We start from the raw sequence: 21,765 nt of genomic DNA on the forward strand, positions 1-21,765 counted from the left end.
GACGCTTACATCGCTAAGGGCTTGAGAGCGTGGGTTCTTGAGCACCTAGATAGGTGGCTGGATCGGGACGGGCAAGTTTCCTCTGGTCAAACCAGCGTTAAACCGCATTGAGGCACAAAAACATGCTTGGAAAAATCGCGCGCAAAGTCTTTGGCACACCGAATGATCGCAAGATCAAGGTCACGCGACCCATTGTCGAAAAGATCAACGCGCTTGAGGACGAATTTGCCACCCTGTCGGACGATGGCATCGTCGCCAAGACCGAAGAGTTGAAGCGACGCGTGGCCGATGGCGAGAAGCTGGATGCGATCCTGCCGGAAGCCTTTGCCAACTGTCGCGAAGCCGCCAAACGTGCGCTTGGTCTTAGGGCCTTTGATACACAGCTGATGGGCGGGATCTTTCTGCATCAAGGTAACATCGCAGAAATGAAAACCGGCGAGGGCAAAACCCTTGTGGCGACCTTCCCCGCCTATCTACATGCGCTGACTGGAAAGGGCGTGCATATCGTTACCGTGAACGACTATCTGGCCAAACGCGATTCCGAGTGGATGAGCAAAGTTTATGGTGCTTTGGGCATGACAACCGGTGTTGTCTATCCACATCAGGCGGATGACGAAAAGCGCGCTGCCTATGCCTGTGACGTCACCTATTCCACCAATAACGAACTTGGCTTTGATTACCTACGCGACAATATGAAATCCGAGCTTAAGGATATGTTCCAACGTGGCCAAAACTTCGCGATTGTGGACGAGGTGGACTCGATCCTGATTGATGAAGCAAGGACACCATTGGTCATCTCGGGACCGTCGGACGATCGTACTGAACTGTATACGACTATCGACGCGCTGATCCCCGAACTGACGGAAGAACACTATAATATCAACGAAAAGGACAAGAACGCCACCTTCACAGAGGAAGGCAACGAGTTCTTGGAAGAGATCCTGCATGCCCGCGGCCTGTTGCCAGAAGGCCAGTCGCTCTATGACCCGGAAAGCACGACGATTGTTCACCATGTGAACCAGGGTCTACGCGCCCACAAGCTGTTCGCCCGTGACAAAGATTATCTGGTTCGCGACGGTGAAGTGATCCTGATCGACGAATTCACGGGTCGTATGATGACGGGCCGACGCTTGTCGGACGGTCTGCATCAGGCGATTGAAGCCAAGGAAGGCTGCAAGACTCAGCCAGAAAACGTCACGCTGGCCTCAGTCACGTTCCAGAACTATTTCCGCCTCTATGGCACTCTTGGTGGCATGACCGGCACTGCACTGACCGAAGCCGAAGAGTTTGCCGAGATTTACGGCCTTGGCGTGGTCGAAGTGCCCACCAACCGCCCGATCGCACGGATTGACGAACATGATGCTGTCTATCGCACCGAGCGTGAGAAATTCGACGCCATCGTCAAAGAAATCCGTGGGGCGAATGAAAAGGGGCAACCTGTTCTGGTCGGCACCACCTCGATCGAGAAATCGGAAGAGCTGTCGCAACTTCTGACAAATGCGGGGATCAAGCATGATGTTCTGAACGCGCGTCAGCACGAGCGTGAAGCGCAGATTGTCGCAGACGCGGGCAAGCTGGGTGCAGTGACCATTGCGACCAACATGGCTGGTCGTGGGACAGATATTAAGCTGGGTGGTAACGTTGAATTCAAGGTGATGGAAGCCATTGCGGCCAATCCTGATGGCGACCACGAGGCACTACGTGCCCAGATTGAAGAAGCTCACAAGGCCGATGAACAAGCGGTGAAAGATGCCGGTGGCCTGTTCGTTCTGGCAACTGAACGTCACGAAAGCCGCCGGATCGACAACCAGCTACGCGGTCGCTCGGGCCGTCAGGGTGACCCGGGTCGCTCGGCCTTCTTCCTGTCACTGGATGACGATCTTATGCGTATTTTTGGCTCGGAACGGCTGGAAAAAGTGCTGTCGACATTGGGAATGGAAGAGGGCGAAGCCATCGTTCACCCGTGGGTGAACAAGTCGCTGGAACGCGCTCAGGCCAAGGTCGAAGGCCGCAACTTCGATATGCGTAAGCAGCTTCTGAAATTCGATGACGTGATGAACGATCAGCGTAAAGCGATCTTTGCTCAGCGTCTGGAAATCATGGAAGCCGAAGACCTCTCCGAGATTGCGGGTGACATGCGCCATCAAGTGATCGACGATCTGGTCGATCAGTATATGCCGCCGAAATCCTATGCTGATCAATGGGATACCCATGGGCTTCAGGCTGCCGTGATCGAGCATCTTGGCTTTGAAGAACCAGTTGTTGACTGGGCTGCCGAAGAAGGTGTGGATGACGATTCCATCCGCGAGCGTCTGTATGATGCGTCAGATGCGTTCATGGCCAAAAAGGCGGCTGATTTCGGACCCGAGACCATGCGCTCGATTGAGAAGCAGCTGATTTTGCAGACAATCGACGCCAAATGGCGCGAACATCTGCTAACGCTGGACCATCTGCGTTCGGTCGTGGGCTTCCGTGGCTATGCGCAGCGTGACCCGCTGAACGAATACAAAACCGAGGCATTCCAGCTGTTTGAAAGTCTTCTGGATGGGTTGCGGTCCGATGTGACACAGAAGCTGTCTCAGATCCGTCCGATGACCGAGGAAGAGCAACAAGCCATGATGGAGCAGATGGTCCGGCAGCAACAGGCCGTAGCACAAGCAGCAACAGAATCAGGCACTTCAGAAGCTAGTGAAAACGCAATCGAGGGATTTGATGAAAACGATCCCAGTACATGGGGTAACCCGTCGCGCAACGATCCCTGCCCTTGTGGTTCTGGTAAGAAATTCAAGCACTGCCACGGCAAGCTGGCCTAAACTAAACTAAACTAAACTACACTAAACTAATCGCGTCGCTTCGGCGGCGCGATACCGTGTGACAACAATCTCTTGCAGGACTGCCGATAGCTGGCCTATCGTTAAGTGGTATTTGGCAGGACTTTGTTTGTTTATGGTTTATCGGCCCGAGATCGATGGATTGCGCGCGATCGCAGTTCTTCCGGTAATCTTCTTTCATGCCGGGTTTGGCCTGTTTGAAGGCGGCTTTGTCGGTGTCGACGTTTTTTTTGTCATTAGCGGATATCTGATCACCTCGATCCTGATCGACGACATCGAACTGGGACGCTTTAGCCTTCTGAAATTCTATGAACGCCGCGCACGCCGCATCCTGCCCGCGCTGTTCTTTGTGGTGATTTGTACAGTTCCCTTCGCCATCTTATGGATGCTTCCCGCGCAATTACGCGATTATTCTCAAAGCCTTGTGGCAGTCAGCCTGTTCTCGTCAAACTTTCTATTCTGGCTGGAAAGCGGGTATTTCGAGGCCGGTGCCGACCTGAAGCCTCTGCTTCATACATGGAGCCTTGCGATTGAAGAGCAGTTCTATGTTGTCTTCCCGGTGCTGCTGCTCGTGTTGGGGAAATTGGGCCGTCGTACGGTGATTTGGATCCTGACACTGATCGCGCTGATCAGCCTTGGGCTCGCTGAATGGGGGTGGCGCGGCCACCCAGCCGCGAATTTCTTTCTGGCGCCTGCCCGCGTGTGGGAGTTGTTGGCCGGATCACTTTGCAGCTTCGCCCTGCATCGACGCCTCCTATCTGGCAATGATGTTGCAGCCACATTGGGTCTGATTGCTATTGCGTTGGCGATCTTCCTGTTTGACAGTACTACGCCATTTCCCAGTCTCTATACATTGCTGCCCGTGGTCGGAGTGGTGCTTATCATCCTGTTTGGCGGTCAGGGCACGCAGGTGGCTGCGTTGCTGTCCGCCAAGCCGCTGGTTGCGGTCGGGTTGATCAGCTACAGCGCCTACCTGTGGCATCAACCCCTGTTCGCCTTCGCCCGCATTCGCAGCCTGACCGAGCCAAGTTTGGCCCTGATGTTGGGATTGGCTGCGCTGTCGCTGATCTTGGCCGCATTTAGCTGGCGCTTTGTCGAAAAACCCTTCCGCGCCGGGCTACAAACACGTTTGACATCGCAGACTGGTGTCTTTGCAGCCAGCATCTTTGGGCTGGTTTTGACTGCTGGGATTGGTGTGTGGGGGCATCTAAACAAGGGGTTTCCTGACCGGTTTTCACCCCAAGCCCTTGCGGTATTGAAGTTGAACACAGATCAGATTGATCGAAGCTGCCATTTCGACGAGGCAACGTCTCTGTTGGTCCCAAAACCAGGCTGCCTTTTCACAACACCGGGTGCGAACAGCACCGTTATGCTTCTGGGTGACAGCCATGTCGCGGCGATTGCGGGAGCGACCGTTTCCGCTCTGAAGGCCAGCGGGCGGAATGTCTATGTTGGCTCCTACGGTGGTTGCATCCCCCTGCCCACGACCCGCCGCGTGCACAAACCAACCACGCATAAATGTGCCGAATTTGTTGATGCGATGCTGGCCTATGCTGGCGAGTCGGGCATCGACACTTTGATACTGGCTGGCCGCTTCCCGGCTTATCTGCAGGGCACTCGGTTCGATAATGGCGAGGGCGGAGTAGAACACGGGATCCGCATGGATATTCGTGATCTGAATACTGATCCGGACAATCCATGGCGTCGGAATGTTGATATGATTAGGGTAAAAATCGAGGCCCTTTCGGCGCAATTCAACCTTGTTCTGCTCGCTCCGATTCCCGAAGCGGGCTGGAATGTGCCTGAGCTGATCGCGAAAAGGATGTACTATCATGGCGGTGAAGAACAGACACTAACCACGCCCTATTCCGCCTATGTCGAGCGGACGAAAGTGCTGATGGCAGAGTTTTCGATGCTTGCGGCGTGGTCGGACAACATCACGGTTGCACCAATTCACCGGCGGTTTTGTGACAGCGAGATAGCGCGATGTTTGCATGCGGATGGTGATCAGATATTCTATTTGGATGACGACCACCTCAGCCCTGCGGGCGCAGAACTGATTGCGCCAGACATTGTCGAAGCAGTGGGTTCTTTGCCCACGCGATAGGGTCGACGCTGACGGAATAACCACGCCAGCTGTGAAATATCCGGACGGCAACCGCAAGCTCTGGCGCTGGACGTAGAAAGCCCTATGGTCATCTTGTGACTCGTACTGTTTCGAATACCCTATTGCGCCTGTTTCGTGTGGCGATTGCTTCGGTCCTGATTGCAGGTTCTGCGGCCCAAGCACAGGACGTTACCTTAACGTCGCGCGACGGAACGATCGAGCTGACAGGCTATCTTCTGACCTTTGATGGCGAGTTCTACCGTGTGGATACCGAGTTCGGCATTTTGACCATCGACAGCTCGGGTGTAAGTTGTGATGGTCCGGGTTGCCCCAGTCTTGGGCCCTTTGTCGCAGAGCTGACAATCTCGGGTGCACATAATATGGGGGCGGTTCTGTTTCCTGCTTTGGTAGAAGGTTTCGCGCTGCGCAAAGGGTATGCGTTAAAACGCGAGGAAATTCAGGGCGTTGGAACGCTCTATTCGCTTTTGGAAGGCGGAACTGGGCAAGAGGTCGCGCGGTTTACCATCAAGCTGACCACCAGTTCCGAAGGGTTTGCAGATCTTCTTAGCCAGCAGGCCGATATGGTTCTGTCGATGCGGCAGGCAACCACGCGCGAACGCAGTTTGGCCCGTGATGCGGGCTTGGGCGATCTTCGGATCGCGCGTCAAAGCCGGGTTGCCGCTTTGGATGCGCTGGTGCCGATTGTGTCGCCGGGCAATCCTGTTACCAAGATTTCGATTTCTCAGTTGGCCGCGATTTATGCGGGGAAAATCCAGAATTGGTCCGAACTTGGGGGCGAAGACGCTCCGATTACGCCCTATATGATGGATATCGAAGAAGGGTTCGGTCCGGTTTTCATGCAGGATGTGATCGCGGCGCAGGGTGCCACGCTGTCTGACCGCGTGGTGATCCACCCCACCAGCCGCACGCTTGCGGACGCCATCGCCCGCGACCCATTTGGCATCGCGATGACCACCTATACGCAGCGCGGCAGCGGTGAAGTGGTCGAGCTTTCGGGAGGTTGCGGATTTTCGGTTCATGCGTCGCGCGCGTCTATTAAGTCGGAAGATTATCCACTGACCATGCCGATGTTCCTGTATCTGCCCGAGCGCCGACTGCCGCAGGTTGGGCGCGAATTTCTGTCCTATCTGCGCACTGACAGCGCACAGTTCGTGACGCGCCGTGCGGGGTTTGTGGATCAAGCTCTGACCCGCCAATCAATACGCGCACAAGGGGATCGGATGGCCAACGCCGTTTCCACCGCTGGTGAAGAGGTCACACTGGAAGAATTGCAGCGGATGGTTCGTACCTTGAACGGGCACGAGCGGCTGTCGATCAGCTTTCGATTTGAAGGGGGTTCAACCCTTTTGGATGCACCGTCGCGGTCGAACGTCGCCCTGCTGGCTGAAGCATTGGAAAGCGGTCGCTTTGACGGTAAGCAACTGTCATTCATTGGTTTTTCCGACGGGCAAGGCGCAGCCGAGCAAAACAGAAATCTGTCAGAACGCCGCGCACGCGCCGTGCGTGACCAGGTTCTGGCGCAGCTGGAAGCGTTCGATCCTGCGCGTGTTCAGATGCTGATTGACGCCTTTGGCGAAGCCATGCCGATGGCGTGTGATGACAGCGCTTGGGGTCGCAGTGTGAACCGCCGGGTCGAAATTTGGGTTAACTGAAGGTTTCTAGAGATACCCTTCGGACCGAAAGCTCAGTTCCGTCGATTTTCCGATAATTAGATGATCGTGCAGCGCAATTCCCAGCGCCTTTGCTGCGTCATGTACTTGTGCCGTCATCTGTATGTCGCTCTCAGACGGGGTTGGATCGCCAGACGGGTGATTATGCACCAAAATCAATGCCGAGGCATTCAGCTCCAACGCACGCTTTACCACTTCACGCGGGTAAACCGGCACGTGATCCACGGTGCCTTTCGCCTGTTCCTCGTCCGCGATCAGCACGTTTTTACGGTCCAGAAACAGCACGCGGAACTGTTCCGTATCGCGATGCGCCATTGTGGTGTGGCAATAGTCCAGAACCGCGTCCCAGCTGGAAATCACATGCCGTTGGATTACCTTGGACCGTGCCATGCGGTGGGCTGCAGCTTCGATAATCTTTAGGTCGGTGATGACGGTATCGCCAATTCCAGACACTGAACGCAGCCGATCTGCGGGCGCGGTGACCACGCGGTTAAAGTCGCCAAACGTGTCCAGCAATTCGCGTGCGATGGGTTTCACATCGCGTCGCGGGATGGATCGGAACAGCAAAAGCTCCAACAGTTCGTAATCCGGCATGGCTTGCGCCCCACCCTCATTGAACCGCGCGCGCAGCCGTTGCCGATGATCCTTGATATACGAGGGAAGCTTGCCCGGTGTCACTTCAATCGGAACCGCAGGCGCTTCGTCCGTATCGAACAGGCTTTGCGGCATTTCGGCGAATTGGAATTCACTGTGTTCGGTCATGGGCTCAGACTGCCCCAGAACTGGTGAATGAAAGGTTAACGCCTGCCTGAAAAAGAAAACGCCCCGGCGTCTTCACAACACCGGGGCGCAAGGCTTGCTGAAAGGCAGTTTAGCCTTTCATGCTGTCCCAAAAGCTTCTGACTTTGGTAAAGAAATTCGAGCTTTCGGGGTTATTTTCTTCCGACAGTTTCTCGAACTCGCGCAGCAGATCTTTCTGTTGCGAGGTCAGGTTGACCGGCGTTTCAACTGCCAGCTCGATGTACATGTCGCCGTTGGGTCCACCACGCAGACCGGGCATACCCTTCGAGCGCAGACGCATCTGACGGCCAGATTGGCTGCCTGCCGGGATCTTCACGCGCGAACGGCCACCATCGATGGTCGGTACCTCGATATCGCCACCAAGGGCAGCGGCGCTCATCGATACCGGAACGCGGCAATGCAAATGCGTGCCTTCACGGTCGAAGATGGCGTGATCTGTCACTTCGATGAAGATGTACAGATCGCCCGACGGTCCGCCGCGCATGCCTGCTTCGCCTTCGCCGGCTAGACGAATCCGCGTGCCGGTTTCAACACCAGCAGGGATGTTCACAGCCAGCGACCGTTCCTTTTCCGTGCGTCCTGCACCGTGGCAGGATTTACAGGGGTTCTGGATCATCTGACCCGTGCCCTGACAGGTCGGACAGGCGCGTTCGACAGTAAAGAAACCTTGCTGCGCACGCACTTTACCCATGCCTTGACAGGTTGGGCACACAGTGGGTTCCGCACCGCTTTCCGAGCCCGTGCCGTGGCATTCTTCACAAGCGACCGAGGTCGGTACGTTGATGGTCTTTTGCAGGCCCGAGAATGCCTCTTCCAGCGTGACGCGCAAGTTATAACGCAGATCAGATCCGCGTTGGGCACGTGCGCGGCCACCGCCACGTCCGCCGCCCATAAAGTCGCCGAACAGATCGTCAAACACGTCCGAGAACGCGCTGGCGAAATCACCTTGGCCCGGATGTCCGCCACCGGGGCGTCCACCCATACCACCCTCAAAGGCGGCATGGCCAAAGCGGTCATAGGCCGCTTTCTTTTCGGCGTCCTTCAAGACGTCATAGGCTTCGTTCACTTCTTTGAACTGTGCCTCGGCGTTTGGGTTGTCCGAATTGCGGTCTGGGTGCAGCTCTTTGGCTTTCTTGCGATAGGCTTTCTTCAGCTCGTCTGCCGAAGCGCCCTTATCAGCGCCAAGAACGTCGTAATAGTCACGTTTTGCCATGGGGTCGTCTCCACTTGGGAGGGAGGCAGGGCCGCATTGCAGCCCCGCCCTTTAACCTAAGCGACTTAGCGTTTGCTGTCGTCGAGGTCTTCGAAATCGGCATCGACGATGTCATCGTCTACGGCCGAGGGGCCGTCTGCCTCTTCCGGGGCTTCGCCGGCAGCTTCTTCCTGCTGCGACTTATAGATCGCTTCGCCCAGCTTCATGGCCGCTTCGGTCACGTTTTGAACGCCGCCCTTGATCTTGTCAGCCGAGGCGTCCTCTTTCTCGAGGTCGTCTTTCAGAGCAGCAATTGCCAGCTCGATGGCTTCGATCGTGGTCGGGTCGACCTTGTCAGCATGCTCTTCCATCGACTTCTCGGTCGAGTGGATCAGGCTTTCCGCCTGGTTGCGGGCTTCGACAAGTTCCTTGCGGTCCTTATCGGCCTCGGCATTGGCTTCAGCGTCTTTCACCATTGCTTCGATGTCGTCATCCGACAGACCGCCCGAAGCTTGGATGGTGATTTTCTGCTCTTTGCCGGTGCCTTTGTCCTTGGCGCCCACTTCAACGATGCCGTTGGCGTCGATGTCGAAGGTCACCTCGATCTGAGGCAGGCCGCGCGGTGCGGGCGGGATGTCTTCCAGGTTAAACTGGCCCAGAATCTTGTTGTCCGCAGCCATTTCACGCTCACCTTGGAACACGCGCAGGGTCACGGCGTTCTGGTTGTCTTCCGCGGTCGAGAAAATCTGCGATTTCTTAGTCGGGATCGTCGTGTTGCGGTCGATCAGGCGGGTGAAAACACCGCCCAGCGTTTCGATACCCAGCGACAGCGGGGTCACGTCCAGAAGAACAACGTCTTTCACGTCGCCCTGCAGAACGCCGGCCTGAATGGCAGCACCCATGGCAACCACTTCGTCCGGGTTCACACCCTTGTGGGGTTCCTTGCCGAAGAACTTGGTGACCTCTTCGATCACTTTCGGCATGCGGGTCATACCGCCAACCAGAACCACTTCGTCAATGTCGCCAGTCGACAGACCAGCGTCTTTTAACGCAGCTTGGCACGGCTTGATCGAACGTTTGATCAGGTCCGACACAAGGCTTTCCAGCTTGGCGCGAGTCAGCTTCATGACCATGTGCAGCGGTGCACCATCAGCACCCATCGAGATGAAGGGCTGGTTGATTTCGGTCTGCGATGCGCTCGACAGTTCGATCTTGGCTTTCTCAGCGGCTTCTTTCAGACGCTGCAAGGCCATCTTGTCTTTCGACAGATCGACCTGGTTTTCTTTTTTGAATGTGTCGACCAGATACTGGACGATGCGCATGTCGAAGTCTTCACCACCAAGGAACGTGTCGCCGTTGGTCGATTTCACTTCGAATAGGCCGTCGTCGATTTCCAGGATGGTTACGTCGAAGGTACCACCACCAAGGTCATAAACCGCGATGGTTTGGGTTTCTTCTTTGTCCAGACCATAGGCCAAAGCAGCTGCAGTCGGTTCGTTGATGATACGCAGCACTTCCAGACCAGCGATCTTGCCGGCGTCTTTGGTGGCCTGACGCTGAGCGTCGTTGAAATATGCAGGCACGGTGATCACGGCCTGAGTGACGTCTTCACCCAGATAGCTTTCTGCCGTTTCTTTCATCTTGCCCAGAATGAAGGCCGAGATTTGCGAGGGCGAATACTTTTCGCCAGCAGCTTCAACCCATGCGTCGCCATTGCCGCCATCTACGATAGCGTACGGAACCAGCTTCTTGTCTTTTTCGACAGCCGGATCGTTCATGTTACGTCCGATCAGACGCTTCACGGCGAAGACGGTGTTGTCGGGGTTGGTGACAGCCTGACGTTTGGCGGGCTGGCCTACCAGACGCTCTTCATCTTTGAAGGCGACGATCGAAGGCGTGGTACGTGCACCTTCTGCGTTTTCAATAACTCGCGGCTGCGAGCCGTCCATGATGGCAACACACGAGTTCGTGGTGCCGAGGTCGATACCGATGACTTTGGCCATGCTCAAAATCCTCTCTTAAGGCGATGTTGCGGGAGCCGACCTTGCAAAGCATCGGCCCCAGATCCCAGATTTTTACCGGTTCAGGGTTAATCCATCTCCGGCGTCTCGGCGTATATAAGTAGGCAAAATGGGGCCTGCAAGCGGTCGCGTGCCCCTATTGACGCAAAATTCAGAGATAACTTGAGGTTTTGCTGGACTGAAGCGGGTTTGCCACGCACGGATGCCCGAATTTCGGCGCTAGTTTGCCTAGCGGTAGACGGGTCCAAGCAACTTTCGGGATGCCTCGGAAATGCTGCGCGTATGGCTGACTTCGTAATGCGGGAATGCTAGGGCTTGAGGATGAATATTGTTCTTCTTCCGGGGCTGGATGGCACAGGCAGTTTGCTGGTTGAAATACGTGATCTTCTTGCATCACATTATCCGGTCACGGCTTTGTCCTATCCAACGGATATGGCCACATATGACGAGCTGCAGCAGTGGGTCATGCGGTCACTGCCAGACGGCAATTTCGTCCTCGTGGCTGAGTCGTTCTCGGGCCCCCTAGCGGCAATGATCCGCGCGAAAAACCTGCCCAATCATCTTGGAACTGTCTTCGTCGCGACTTTCGCGCGCAGTCCACGTCGTGTCCCTTCCTGTTTGACCTATCTGTTGCGAATTGTGCCGGTAAGGTCTCTGTTTCTGGCACGCCTTGTGCAACCAGCCCTCATGGGGAAGTGGTCTGATGTCGAGTTTGCCAAACGCTTCGCGCAGGCGATGGCTATTATTCCAGCCAAGACGCTTTCCCGGCGCTTGGCAGAAGTTCTCAATGTTGATGTGACTTCGGAACTGCGCATGTCTTCTGCGCCAATGTCGTATCTGCGCGCCACGCATGATCGACTAATCCCTGCAAAGATGTCTGGCGATTTTGCCGCAAATGGCAGCCAACTTAGCGATGTGGATGGCCCCCACTTCCTTTTGCAAGCGAATGCGTCTGACGCAGGTGCGCAGATCGTTGCATTCTGCGGTTCCGTCGAGCGCTGTTCAAATTCAAACGCATCCAACTGAGAGGCGTTCCGACGGTGACCTTAGGTGTCACTGGCGAGCGGCCCAGCTGGCGGATACGTGCTTGCGCGAGTAGTTTTCGCCCATGAAGCCGATCAGCATGATTACGAACGAAAAGACCAGCGGATACATCCAGTTTGTATAGTGTGGATTGTAGTTGATGAAAGTGAACCCTCGTGTCTGATCAACAATGTGGAACAAGGGGTTCCAGCTGACCATCGCGATAAGATAAAAAGGGGCCGAGTTGGCGACGAACATCTTGCCCGACGCAAACATATTTACGCGCATATAAATCGTTTGCGAGATGCCTGTGAGCTGCGGAAACCACGGCTTTAGTGCCAGAAAAACCAGGCCAATGGCCGCACCGTTGAACCAAGCCAGAAGGATCATCATAAACGCCTGAATGGGCCTGTAAATCTCAATCGGTGTGAAGGCAGTGTGATAGATGATTAGGATAAGCATGATGCAAAGAACTTGAATGTATAGCGATCCCAATGCGGCTGAAACCATTGCAACAAAAGTGTTCATAGGTGCGTGCTGCATCATTGGATGGGATGGCCCTGATGATCCCGCAACTGAGCCCATCGCTTTGACATTCGTGATGAAGATGAAAATCCCGGACATGATATACAGCAAAAAATCACCCCGCAATGCTGCCCCGCGCAATCCAAGCAGTTCGAACATTACAAAGAACACGGCAACCATCATCACGACCTGAATCATGTTTATCGCGATGGCTGCAAATGCATTTGTGTGCTTGCTGCGAATGCTGTGTGCAGTCATGTGGAAGATGACCGCGAACATCGACAATGTTACAGACAGCTGCGTTTGTTTCTTTTTTGCCTCGAACATTGCGTACCCTTAAGCGGCGATACTGTGGGTTTTAACAGGGAATTCTTGCTGATCCTTTACCGGTTGATCATAAGGGGCGGGCAAAATGTTATCAACAAGGCCGGATTGGGCCATATTTAAGGAGCACTGTCTTGGATTTTGATCGTCTGGAAACCGTCATGCGCACTCTGGCACTTGAAGCTGGGGACGTGATTATGGAGATCTACAACTCGGACGATTTCGATGTGCGTGCCAAGTCGGATGACAGCCCTGTCACCGCAGCAGACGAAGCAGCGGATGCGCTGATTTCTGCCGGTCTGCGTGCTGCCTTCCCGGATGTGCTTTTGGTCACGGAAGAACAAGCCGACAGCCACAGTGAACAGGCCAGAGAATTCCTGATTGTCGACCCTCTGGACGGTACGAAAGAGTTCATTCACCGTCGCGGCGACTTCACTGTGAACATCGCCTATGTCAAAGACGGCACCCCAGTACGCGGCGTGGTTTATGCCCCTGCCAAGGGCCGTATGTTCTTTACCCGTGCGGATGGCGAAAGCGTGGAAGAGCAAAGCCCATTTGCAAAAGACACCGTGGGGACTTTGTCGCCAATCAATGTGTCGACGCCTGACAATGATGCATTGTTCATCGTGGCCTCGAAATCGCACCGCGACCAAGCGACCGAGGATTACATCAATAAATACAACGTCAAAGACAGCAAATCGGCGGGCAGCTCGTTGAAGTTCTGTCTGGTCGCCACGGGCGAAGCAGATCTCTATCCCCGCGTTGGCCGCACGATGGAATGGGATACCGCTGCGGGTCATGCCGTTCTGAAAGGTGCAGGCGGTGACGTGGTACGTTTCGACGATCACACCCCACTGACCTATGGCAAGCCGATCTATGAGAACCCGTTCTTCATCGCCTATGCGCCGGGTGTCGGACTGAAAGAGGCCTGACCCGGCATGGCGACGCTGATTGTCATCCCGGCGCGTTATGCCTCGACCCGGTATCCGGGTAAGGCGCTTGCGCCGCTCAAGGGGGCGACGGGTCAAAATAAGACCCTAATCCACCGCAGTTGGGAGGCCGCGCAGGCTGTGCGTGGTGTTGAGCGTGTGGTTGTCGCGACGGATGATGATCGCATCCGCGTCGAGGCTGAAGGCTTCGGAGCCGAGGTTGTGATGACCTCAGACAGCTGTGAAAACGGGACCGAGCGCTGCGCTGAAGTCCTGACCGCGTTGGGCAGTGACTTTGACATCATTATTAACCTGCAAGGTGATGCGCCCCTTACGCCACCCTGGTTCGTGGAAGAGCTTGTGTCCGCCCTGAAGGTCCACCCGACTGCTGAGGTGGCGACCCCTGTCTTGCGCTGTGACGGGCGGGCGTTGAACGGCTTCCTTGAAGACCGCAAAGCCGGGCGTGTCGGGGCAACTACGGCGGTGTTTGGGGCCGAAGGAAAGGCGCTCTATTTTTCGAAAGAGGTGATCCCCTATACGCAAGGAAACGGTTGGTCGGACCAAGATCAGACACCGGTCTTTCACCACGTAGGTGTCTATGCTTATCGTCCGTCGGCTTTGGCGGCCTATCCACTATGGCCTGCCGGTCCACTTGAGCAACTGGAAGGGCTTGAGCAGCTTCGGTTCTTGGAACGTGACAAGCCTGTCCTTTGTGTTGAAGTGGAGGCCCGATCTCGCCAATTCTGGGAAGTGAATAATCCCGAAGACACTCCGAAGATCGAAGCGATCTTGCAAGAGCTTGAGATCGAATAGCCTTGGTTACGTCTCGGAGCGCCTAATACACGTGCTGAAAAAAGTCGTGAAATCTTGCCGATTGCTCTAGTATGACTAAAAAAGACCATGATGTTTTAGAATTTATAAATTACAGATTGAATGAAATCAGCGCAGCCCTAGTGCGATGCACGCCTGTATTAAGCAGACGACAATGATATGAGGGTACTGCGGCGATATGTACAAAGGTGAATTTAATGAATCGTAAAGTTACCAAGGCGATCTTCCCTGTGGCTGGGCTTGGAACGCGTTTTCTTCCCGCAACGAAATCAATCCCTAAAGAGATCATGACGTTGGTCGACCGACCGCTGATCCAATACGCGATTGACGAAGCACGTGCTGCCGGGATCAAGGAATTCATCTTCGTCACCTCGCGCGGAAAAGGCGCGCTTGAGGACTATTTCGACAACTCGCCCGTGCTTGAACAAGAGCTGCGCAAGAAGGGCAAAGACGAGCTTCTTGAGGTTTTGCAAGATACCAATATGGAATCTGGTGCGATTGCCTATATGCGTCAGCATAAAGCGTTGGGTTTGGGGCATGCAGTCTGGTGCGCCCGCCGTTTGATCGCGGATGAACCCTTTGCCGTCATCCTGCCCGATGACGTCATTGCAGCCGATAAGCCGTGTTTGCAGCAGATGGTGGAAGCCTATGAAGACACTGGCGGCTGCATGGTCGCCGCGATGGAAGTTCCGCCCGAGAAAGCAAGCTCTTACGGGGTGCTGGATGTGAAAAAGGATATGGGTGATCTGGTGTTGACCTCAGGGATGGTTGAAAAGCCAGCGGTGGACAAAGCGCCATCTAATCTTGCGGTAATTGGTCGCTACATCCTGACCCCGGACGTTTTGAGCACCCTGAACCAGACGAAAACCGGTGCTGGCGGTGAGATTCAACTGACTGATGCGATCGCGGAAGAGCTGGCGCAGGGACGTGACGTGTTTGGTTATCGCTTCCGTGGTCAGCGCTTTGATTGCGGGTCAAAGGCGGGCTTTTTGCAAGCCACTGTGGCGTTCGGCATGGCCCGAGAAGAGCTGCGCGACGAATTTACCGGCTATCTGCACGATTTGATCGCCCAGAACAAAGCGGCTGAGTAGTCCTGAATGGCGGGCGTATCCGGTCTGTGGGCCGTCTATCGGATGCGCCTGAAACGCCGTCGTCTGTTGTTTCGGTCCATACGATCCCGCCATCAGTTGACGTCCGTCATCAATCGGACAGGTGATATTCAGCCGGGACAAGTCTTGGCCTTCGTGGTGTTGCGCAACGAGATGCAGCGCCTGCCCCATTTCCTATCTCACTATCGCGCGCTGGGCGTCGATCATTTCCTGATGGTCGCCAATGCCTGCACGGATGACGGCGCCGCGTTTCTGGCGGATCAGCCTGATGTCTCGCTTTGGAGCACCGATGCCAGCTATAAAGCGTCGCGCTTTGGCGTTGATTGGCTGACATGGCTGCAGTTTCGTTATGGCCATGGGCATTGGTGTCTGACCGTGGATGTGGACGAAATTCTGATATATCCGTGTCATGACAAACGCGATATTAAGTCTCTAACAAGGCAGTTAGAGACTATTGGTGCGCAGGCACTGGGCGCGTTGATGCTGGATCTCTATCCCAAAGGTCCGCTGGATACCGGGCAGGCTGAAGCGAACCCAATCGATGCGCTTCCTTGGTTCGACGAAGGTCCGTTTCGGGCGGTCAGGCAAGCGCCAATGCAGAACTTGTGGCTGCAAGGCGGTGCGCGTGAACGTGTGTTCTTCCCAGATAATCCGACACGCGGACCGACTTTGAACAAATTGCCTTTGGTCAAATGGTCGCGACGCTATGCTTACACGAACTCGACCCATTCTATTTTGCCGCCACGTCTAAACCTCGAATGGGGCGGACCTCCTGTTGTCTCGGGCACCGATCAACTGTCCGGCGTGTTGCTGCACACCAAGTTTCTGCCTGACGTGATCGAACGTTCGGAAGAGGAAAAGCACAGACAGCAGCATTTCGGTCAATCAGATCAGTTTGACGCATACTATGATGCGATTGGCGATGCACCGGACCTGTGGCACCCGCATGCAGTACGTTTCGAGGGGTGGCAACAACTGGTGGCTCTTGGGTTGCTCTCAGCCGGGGGGTGGAGCTGAGGTCCGTCGCCCACAATGAAGTGATCTACGCTGTGTCTGGTGGAAGTTTAAGATACTGTATATACAAACAATAACAGGGTGCGATCAACTTTAGCTTGAAGTGGGCAGGTGATGCGCGCACTTTCTGTTGCAAGGGACACATACAGGAGGTGACTTGGGCGCTTGGACTTCATATCGCCTAAGGCTTAAGCGTAAGCGCCATCATGTCCGCGCGTTTCGAAAACGGCGCGAGCTGACCTGTGTTCAAAATCGGACCGCGCTGATCGACCCATCAGATATCCTGATCTTCTCGACATTGCGTAACGAGCTGGTTCGATTGCCCTTTTTCTTGAAGTATTATCGTGATCTGGGCGTGAACCACTTTGTTATTGTGGATAACGGATCGGATGACGGCTCGCGCGAGTATCTCGAACAGCAAGAGGATGTATCGCTCTGGACTACGCAAGCCAGCTATAAACGTGCGAAATATGGCGTGGACTGGCTGAACTGGTTACAGCGCAAATACGGCCACGGGCATTGGTGTCTGGCGGTCGATACGGACGAGCTGTTCATTTACCCGTTCTGTGATGCGCGCCCCTTGCGCGCACTGACCGACTGGCTGGATGCCAGCCAGATACGCAGTTTTGGGGCGATGCTTCTGGACATGTATCCATCGGGTCAGATCGGGGAAGAGACCTATCAGTCTGGCCAAAACCCGCTAGAGATCGCACGTTGGTTCGACAGCGGAAACTATATGATCCGCAAAAATACACGGTTTCGAAACCTGTGGATTCAGGGTGGAGCAAGGGCGCGGGTGTTTTTTGATGACAGCCCCAAAAGTGCGCCTGCACTAAACAAGATCCCGCTGGTCAAATGGCATCGCTCTTACGCCTATATCAGCTCGACCCACATGCTTTTGCCGCGTGGTCTGAACCTTGTGTATGACGAAAGCGGAGGCGAAAAGGCCTCGGGTTGTTTGTTGCACACCAAGTTTCTGGACACGTTTCAGGAAAAATCCCGTGAAGAACTCGAGCGCCGTCAGCACTATGCCAATAGCCACGAATACCGTGCCTATAGCGCGCGTTTGGCGGATGACCCGGTACTTTGGAGCAAGTGGAGTGAAGAATATAACGGTTGGCGCCAGATCGAGCACCTAGGCCTCATGTCCAAGGGAAATTGGGCATGAGTCTAGGTGTTGTCATGATTGTCCACGAGGCGCTGCACCGTGCGACGCAGCTGGCGCGGCATTGGGCGGACCACGGCTGCCCCGTGGTGCTTCATGTCGATCAGAATGTCGATCAGGACAGCTACTCCCGGTTTGTAGACAGCGTTTCCGATTACAAAAACATTCTGTTTTGCGACCGCAGGCACTGCGAATGGGGGACGTGGTCACTGGTCGAGGCTAGTCAAGCCGCCTCGGAAATGATGCTCGACTGCTTTCCAGAAGTACAGCACGTGCTTCTCGCCTCGGGCAGCTGTTTGCCATTGCGCCCGATTGCAGAAATGACTGCCTATCTCAGTGATCGACCCACGACGGATTTTATCGAAAGCGTTACCACCGAAGATGTGCCTTGGGCGATCGGTGGGCTGAATGAGGAACGGTTCACCTTGCGGTTCCCATTTTCGTGGAGACGTCACCGCCGGCTGTTTGACTGGGCAGTAGGTTTACAGCGACGTCTTGGCTATCGCAGGCGTATTCCATTGGGCGTGACGCCCCATCTGGGCAGTCAGTGGTGGTGCCTGACACGGCACACACTGTCGGCTATTCTGACCGATCCACGGCGCGTGGTGAATGACGCCTATTTCAGTAAGGTTTGGATCCCTGACGAAAGCTATTATCAGACCCTATCCCGTCAGCATTCGCAAAAAATCGAAAGTCGCTCGCTGACCCTGTCAAAGTTTGATTTTCAGGGCAAGCCACATGTGTTCTATGATGATCACATGCAGCTTTTGCGCCGATCCGACTGCTTTGTGGCCCGCAAGATTTGGCCGCAAGCTGATCGGCTCTTTAATAGCTTTCTATCCGCAAGCCCCAGCCTTAGCGCGGAGGCTGAGCCAAACCCGGGCAAGATTGATCGCATCTTCTCGAAGGCCACTCTTCGCCGCACTAAAGGGCGTTCTGGGTTGCTGATGCAAAGCCGCTTTCCACATCAACGATGGGGCAGCCGCGTTACGGCTGAACCCTATGTGGTTCTTGAGGGCTATACCGAGTTGTTTCGGAATTTTGAGCCTTGGCTGGCCGATTTCAGTAGGACGCGGGTACATGGGCATCTGTTTGCCACTGATCGCGCCCATTTCGAAGGCGGCGAGACCGAGTATTTTGGTGCGCTGCCTTCGTCAGCGGCGCTGCGCGATTATGACACCAGTGCGTTCTTGACCAATTTGATTTGGAACACGCAGGGCGAACGTCAGTGTTTTCAGTTTGGCCCGGCTGACACGCAGGACATCACCTGGAACATTGCCCGGGATGACAATGCGCGGATCCATGTGATTACCGGTGCCTGGGCAGTGCCTTTGTTTCTGTCTAAGGGCGCGTTCGCAGAAATTCGTCGCGAAGCCGCACGCCTTCAAAAGATCGAATGCGAACACTTGCGTGTGCTGCGATCCGATCATGCCCGCGCACGTATCAGGATCCAAACCTTGTCCGAGTTCGTTCTGAACCCTTTGCAGCCTCTGCAAGAAGTTGTGGACCAGCTTGCCCCTCGTGATCGCCCCCAGCTGACCAGCCCACCCGAGATGGTACATCTTGGTGGGTTCGGAGATTTCTTGCAAAACCTGAAAAATCAGGGGATGCATCCACATCTCGTTGGTGATTTCCCAACCGATTTCTCGCCTCAGCGCGCGACGCCCTATTTGGTACCAAAGTGACATGAACAACCGATTTGACAGCTTTATCATCTTTGCCGAGATGCGCACGGGATCCAACTTTCTGGAAAGCAATCTGGATCAGTTTGATGGCCTTAAATGCTATGGCGAAGCGTTCAATCCGTATTTCATGGTCAAACCCGAGCTGAAAGATCTGTTCGGCGTGACGGTTCAGCAGCGCGACGAAGATCCAGTGCAGCTGCTTGAACGTATGAAGGAAAACACGGATGGAACTCCCGGGTTTCGCTTCTTTCACGACCACGATATGCGCATCTATGAGCATGTGATTGATGATCCACGCTGTGCCAAAGTGGTTCTGACCCGCAATCAGGTCGAAAGCTATGTCAGCCGCCGTATCGCTTGGGCCACGCAGCAATGGGCGCTGACAAGCGACAAAGACGCCAAAAAATTTCGCGTCCGCTTTGACCCGCATGAATTCACCGAGTTCTTCTATGCCTACAAAGCGTTTCAGTTGAAGATCAAAAACCGGCTTCAGAGAACCGGCCAGACGGCATTCTATATCGATTATGAAGACACGCAGGACATCGCGTGTGTGAATGGGTTGGGCAAGTTTTTGGGTGCTGAGCACGAGATTACTAGTTTCTCAGGCAAGTTTAAAAAGCAGAATCCAGAGACCATCGCCGACAAGGTGCGTAATATGGACGAGTTGGTCGAAACCGTTCAAACCATTGATCTTTTCGATCTTGGCAAGGTGCCGAATTTCGAACCGGCGCGCCCGCCTGCGGTGCCGACCTATGTGACGGCTGAAAATGCTCCCTTAATTTTTCTACCTATTAAAGGTGGGCCGACTGAGCGCGTTCAGGGTTGGTTGCAAGGCTTCGGAGAGCTGACCTCGGATTTTACACAAAAGACGTTGCGACAGTGGAAGAACCGCAATAAAGGGCATCGGACCTTTACCGTGGTGCGTCACCCGGTTGCGCGCCTGCATTCCGTGTTCTGCACGCACTTCTTGCAAGGTGGGCCAGAAACATATTGGAACATCGCAGCAGCGTTGCGCGATCACTATGACATCTCGCTTCCCAAACGCCTGCCGGATGCCGATTGGGATGTGGGTGCGCATCGCAAGGCGTTTCTGGGCTTTGCAGATTTCATTCGCCGCAATCTGGCGGGTCAAACCAGCATTCGCGTCGATGCCGCTTGGGCTACCCAATCCGCTGTGATGAAAGGGTTTGGAGAGTTCCAACTTCCCGACCGTATTTTGCGTGAGGAACAAATAGAGGATGGGCTTCTGTCATTGGCACACGAGGTTAGTATGTCCTCACCCGGATTGCCCGCGCAGGAAGAGGATGCACCATTCACACTGAGCCAAATTTATGACGCAGATGTCGAAGCGGCAGTAAAAGCGGCCTATCAGCGGGACTATATGATGCTTGGGTTCTGGCCTTGGGGAAAATCCTAAGGCGTTACTCTTACGCGGCTTTATTCGACAGGCTATCCGTCAAAAGCGCATGCAGCGCAGCGGTGTCCGTGTTGGCCCGAAGCTTCGCACAGATCGACGCATCGCGCATCGAGCGAGATACCAGAGCCAGAGCTTTCAAGTGATCCACGCCCGAACCTTCGGGCGCGAATAACGCAAAGATCAGGTCAACCGGCTGGCGATCGACGGCGTCAAAATCAAAGGGGTTCTCTACGCGGACAAAGCATCCGGTGACCTCGGTTACGCCGGTCAGGCGCGCATGTGGCAAAGCCACACCACGTCCGACACCGGTCGGGCCAAGTGTTTCACGCTCGGACAGGGCGGCGAAAGCATCTTCCGAGTTGATGCCGTAGCAATCAAAGGCGATGTCGCCCAAGTCCTGAAATAGGCGCTTCTTGGACGACACCGTCGAAATGACTTTAACAGCGGATGGCGACAAAATGTTCGCTAGTTCCATTTTTGACCAGTTTTCCGCCCGCCATGGCGGGGGCCCTACGCTTCGTTGTTTACGGGATCAATCCAGCCGACATTTCCATCTTCACGACGGTAGACGACATTCATGCCCTGAGTTTTCTCATTCTTGAAAACAAGAACGGGTGCGTGGGCCAGCTCCATCTGCATGACGGCTTCGCCAACGGAAAGCGACGGGATGCGCGTTTCCATTTCGGCGATGATCATGGGTTGGAGCGTTGCGTCCGCTGCCTCGTCCTGGCCTTCTTCGTTGGCGAGGATATAAGAGGATCCGCCGAAAACTTCAACCGGATCTACACGGTCGCGGTGATGGTCCTTCAACCGACGCTTGTAACGGCGTAGTTGCTTCTCCATTTTTTCCGCACATTGGTCGAATGCCGCATAGATTTCTGTAGCATTTCCCTTGGCCTGAGCGGTCAGTCCAGTGGACAGGTGTACAATGGTTTCGCAGACATATTCATGCGCACTTTTCGAGAAAATGATCTGCGCATTGGTGGGGCGCTCTGCATACTTTTGGACAATGCCGCCAAGTTCCTCTTTCACATGAACCTGAAGGGCTTCGCCAATGTCGATCTGCTTGCCACTGATTTGATATTGCATCCTATCTCCTT

17 protein-coding genes are annotated in these 21,765 nt (G+C 54.8%); 11 read left to right on the forward strand and 6 right to left on the reverse strand.

From position 1 onward, the window contains the following. The first annotated feature begins 122 nt into the window (after window positions 1-122). The 3 genes from secA to FIL88_RS12940 all read left to right on the forward strand — a co-directional run bounded on the left by secA (window position 123) and on the right by FIL88_RS12940 (window position 6,611). The gene (gene secA, locus FIL88_RS12930) at window positions 123-2,813 is read left to right on the forward strand and encodes a preprotein translocase subunit SecA (RefSeq protein WP_142854295.1); all 2,691 of its coding nucleotides are present in this window, start codon (window positions 123-125) and stop codon (window positions 2,811-2,813) included. Window positions 2,814-2,946: 133 nt separating this feature from the next. Then, window positions 2,947-4,938: an acyltransferase family protein gene (locus FIL88_RS12935; RefSeq protein WP_142854296.1), complete on the forward strand. Its 1,992-nt coding sequence runs from the start codon at window positions 2,947-2,949 to the stop codon at window positions 4,936-4,938. A 95-nt stretch (window positions 4,939-5,033) separates the two neighbouring features. After that, window positions 5,034-6,611, forward strand: a complete 1,578-nt coding sequence (locus FIL88_RS12940; protein ID WP_246066719.1) for a phosphate ABC transporter substrate-binding/OmpA family protein — start codon at window positions 5,034-5,036, stop codon at window positions 6,609-6,611. Window positions 6,612-6,617: 6 nt separating this feature from the next. On the opposite strand, the gene radC is transcribed toward FIL88_RS12940, so the two are convergent. The 3 genes from radC to dnaK form a co-directional block, all read right to left on the reverse strand. Continuing rightward, entirely contained in the window at window positions 6,618-7,391 is a 774-nt protein-coding gene (gene radC, locus FIL88_RS12945) for a RadC family protein (protein ID WP_142854297.1), read from the reverse strand. 109 nt (window positions 7,392-7,500) lie between these two features. Beyond that, window positions 7,501-8,643: a molecular chaperone DnaJ gene (gene dnaJ / locus FIL88_RS12950; RefSeq protein WP_142854298.1), complete on the reverse strand. Its 1,143-nt coding sequence runs from the start codon at window positions 8,641-8,643 to the stop codon at window positions 7,501-7,503. A 65-nt stretch (window positions 8,644-8,708) separates the two neighbouring features. After that, complete coding sequence (gene dnaK / locus FIL88_RS12955; protein ID WP_142854299.1) at window positions 8,709-10,625, reverse strand: molecular chaperone DnaK; 1,917 nt, start codon at window positions 10,623-10,625, stop codon at window positions 8,709-8,711. A gap of 339 nt (window positions 10,626-10,964) precedes the next feature. Between dnaK and FIL88_RS12960 the strand changes: the two genes are divergently transcribed. Then, entirely contained in the window at window positions 10,965-11,669 is a 705-nt protein-coding gene (locus tag FIL88_RS12960; protein WP_221931156.1) for an alpha/beta fold hydrolase, read from the forward strand. A 27-nt stretch (window positions 11,670-11,696) separates the two neighbouring features. Here FIL88_RS12960 and FIL88_RS12965 read toward each other — a convergent pair whose 3' ends face one another. After that, window positions 11,697-12,518 carry an ABC transporter permease gene (locus FIL88_RS12965; RefSeq protein ID WP_142854301.1) on the reverse strand — a complete coding sequence of 274 codons (822 nt, stop codon included), beginning with the start codon at window positions 12,516-12,518 and terminating at the stop codon, window positions 11,697-11,699. Between the two features lie 131 nt (window positions 12,519-12,649). On the opposite strand from FIL88_RS12965, the gene cysQ reads away from it, so the two are divergent. The 7 genes from cysQ (at window position 12,650) to FIL88_RS13000 (ending at window position 20,665) form a co-directional block, all read left to right on the forward strand. Next, window positions 12,650-13,447, forward strand: coding sequence for a 3'(2'),5'-bisphosphate nucleotidase CysQ (cysQ, locus tag FIL88_RS12970; RefSeq protein ID WP_142854302.1), 798 nt, complete (start codon window positions 12,650-12,652; stop codon window positions 13,445-13,447). Window positions 13,448-13,453: 6 nt separating this feature from the next. Continuing rightward, the gene (locus tag FIL88_RS12975; RefSeq protein ID WP_142854303.1) at window positions 13,454-14,257 is read left to right on the forward strand and encodes a 3-deoxy-manno-octulosonate cytidylyltransferase; all 804 of its coding nucleotides are present in this window, start codon (window positions 13,454-13,456) and stop codon (window positions 14,255-14,257) included. A 215-nt stretch (window positions 14,258-14,472) separates the two neighbouring features. After that, window positions 14,473-15,366, forward strand: coding sequence for a UTP--glucose-1-phosphate uridylyltransferase GalU (gene galU, locus FIL88_RS12980; protein ID WP_142854304.1), 894 nt, complete (start codon window positions 14,473-14,475; stop codon window positions 15,364-15,366). A gap of 6 nt (window positions 15,367-15,372) precedes the next feature. Continuing rightward, a complete protein-coding gene (locus FIL88_RS12985; RefSeq protein ID WP_142854305.1) occupies window positions 15,373-16,401 on the forward strand; it encodes a glycosyltransferase family 2 protein in 1,029 nt (342 codons plus the stop codon). A gap of 154 nt (window positions 16,402-16,555) precedes the next feature. Then, entirely contained in the window at window positions 16,556-17,566 is a 1,011-nt protein-coding gene (locus FIL88_RS12990; RefSeq protein ID WP_142854306.1) for a glycosyltransferase family 2 protein, read from the forward strand. Continuing rightward, the gene (locus tag FIL88_RS12995) at window positions 17,563-19,248 is read left to right on the forward strand and encodes a DUF5927 domain-containing protein (RefSeq protein WP_142854307.1); all 1,686 of its coding nucleotides are present in this window, start codon (window positions 17,563-17,565) and stop codon (window positions 19,246-19,248) included. The genes FIL88_RS12990 and FIL88_RS12995 overlap by 4 nt, the downstream gene beginning before the upstream one ends. 1 nt (window position 19,249) lies before the next feature. Continuing rightward, window positions 19,250-20,665: a nodulation protein NodH gene (locus FIL88_RS13000; protein ID WP_142854308.1), complete on the forward strand. Its 1,416-nt coding sequence runs from the start codon at window positions 19,250-19,252 to the stop codon at window positions 20,663-20,665. A 10-nt stretch (window positions 20,666-20,675) separates the two neighbouring features. On the opposite strand, the gene FIL88_RS13005 is transcribed toward FIL88_RS13000, so the two are convergent. Then, on the reverse strand, window positions 20,676-21,140 hold the full coding sequence (locus FIL88_RS13005) for a PTS sugar transporter subunit IIA (protein WP_142854309.1): 465 nt from the start codon (window positions 21,138-21,140) through the stop codon (window positions 20,676-20,678). A gap of 35 nt (window positions 21,141-21,175) precedes the next feature. Next, the gene (hpf, locus tag FIL88_RS13010) at window positions 21,176-21,754 is read right to left on the reverse strand and encodes a ribosome hibernation-promoting factor, HPF/YfiA family (RefSeq protein WP_142854310.1); all 579 of its coding nucleotides are present in this window, start codon (window positions 21,752-21,754) and stop codon (window positions 21,176-21,178) included. Window positions 21,755-21,765: the final 11 nt, after the last annotated feature.

The organism is Aliiroseovarius halocynthiae (genome assembly GCF_007004645.1).
GTDB lineage: Bacteria > Pseudomonadota > Alphaproteobacteria > Rhodobacterales > Rhodobacteraceae > Aliiroseovarius > Aliiroseovarius halocynthiae.

Coding starts and splice junctions, on each gene's coding strand:
- FIL88_RS13005 (WP_142854309.1), bottom strand. CDS start 21,140: ATGGAACTAGCGAACATTTTGTCGCCATCCGCTGTTAAAGTCATTTCG.
- galU (WP_142854304.1), top strand. CDS start 14,473: ATGAATCGTAAAGTTACCAAGGCGATCTTCCCTGTGGCTGGGCTTGGA.
- secA (WP_142854295.1), top strand. CDS start 123: ATGCTTGGAAAAATCGCGCGCAAAGTCTTTGGCACACCGAATGATCGC.
- FIL88_RS12965 (WP_142854301.1), bottom strand. CDS start 12,518: ATGTTCGAGGCAAAAAAGAAACAAACGCAGCTGTCTGTAACATTGTCG.
- FIL88_RS12975 (WP_142854303.1), top strand. CDS start 13,454: ATGGCGACGCTGATTGTCATCCCGGCGCGTTATGCCTCGACCCGGTAT.
- hpf (WP_142854310.1), bottom strand. CDS start 21,754: ATGCAATATCAAATCAGTGGCAAGCAGATCGACATTGGCGAAGCCCTT.
- FIL88_RS12960 (WP_221931156.1), top strand. CDS start 10,965: ATGAATATTGTTCTTCTTCCGGGGCTGGATGGCACAGGCAGTTTGCTG.
- dnaJ (WP_142854298.1), bottom strand. CDS start 8,643: ATGGCAAAACGTGACTATTACGACGTTCTTGGCGCTGATAAGGGCGCT.
- radC (WP_142854297.1), bottom strand. CDS start 7,391: ATGACCGAACACAGTGAATTCCAATTCGCCGAAATGCCGCAAAGCCTG.
- FIL88_RS12935 (WP_142854296.1), top strand. CDS start 2,947: ATGGTTTATCGGCCCGAGATCGATGGATTGCGCGCGATCGCAGTTCTT.
- FIL88_RS12995 (WP_142854307.1), top strand. CDS start 17,563: ATGAGTCTAGGTGTTGTCATGATTGTCCACGAGGCGCTGCACCGTGCG.
- FIL88_RS13000 (WP_142854308.1), top strand. CDS start 19,250: ATGAACAACCGATTTGACAGCTTTATCATCTTTGCCGAGATGCGCACG.
- dnaK (WP_142854299.1), bottom strand. CDS start 10,625: ATGGCCAAAGTCATCGGTATCGACCTCGGCACCACGAACTCGTGTGTT.
- FIL88_RS12985 (WP_142854305.1), top strand. CDS start 15,373: ATGGCGGGCGTATCCGGTCTGTGGGCCGTCTATCGGATGCGCCTGAAA.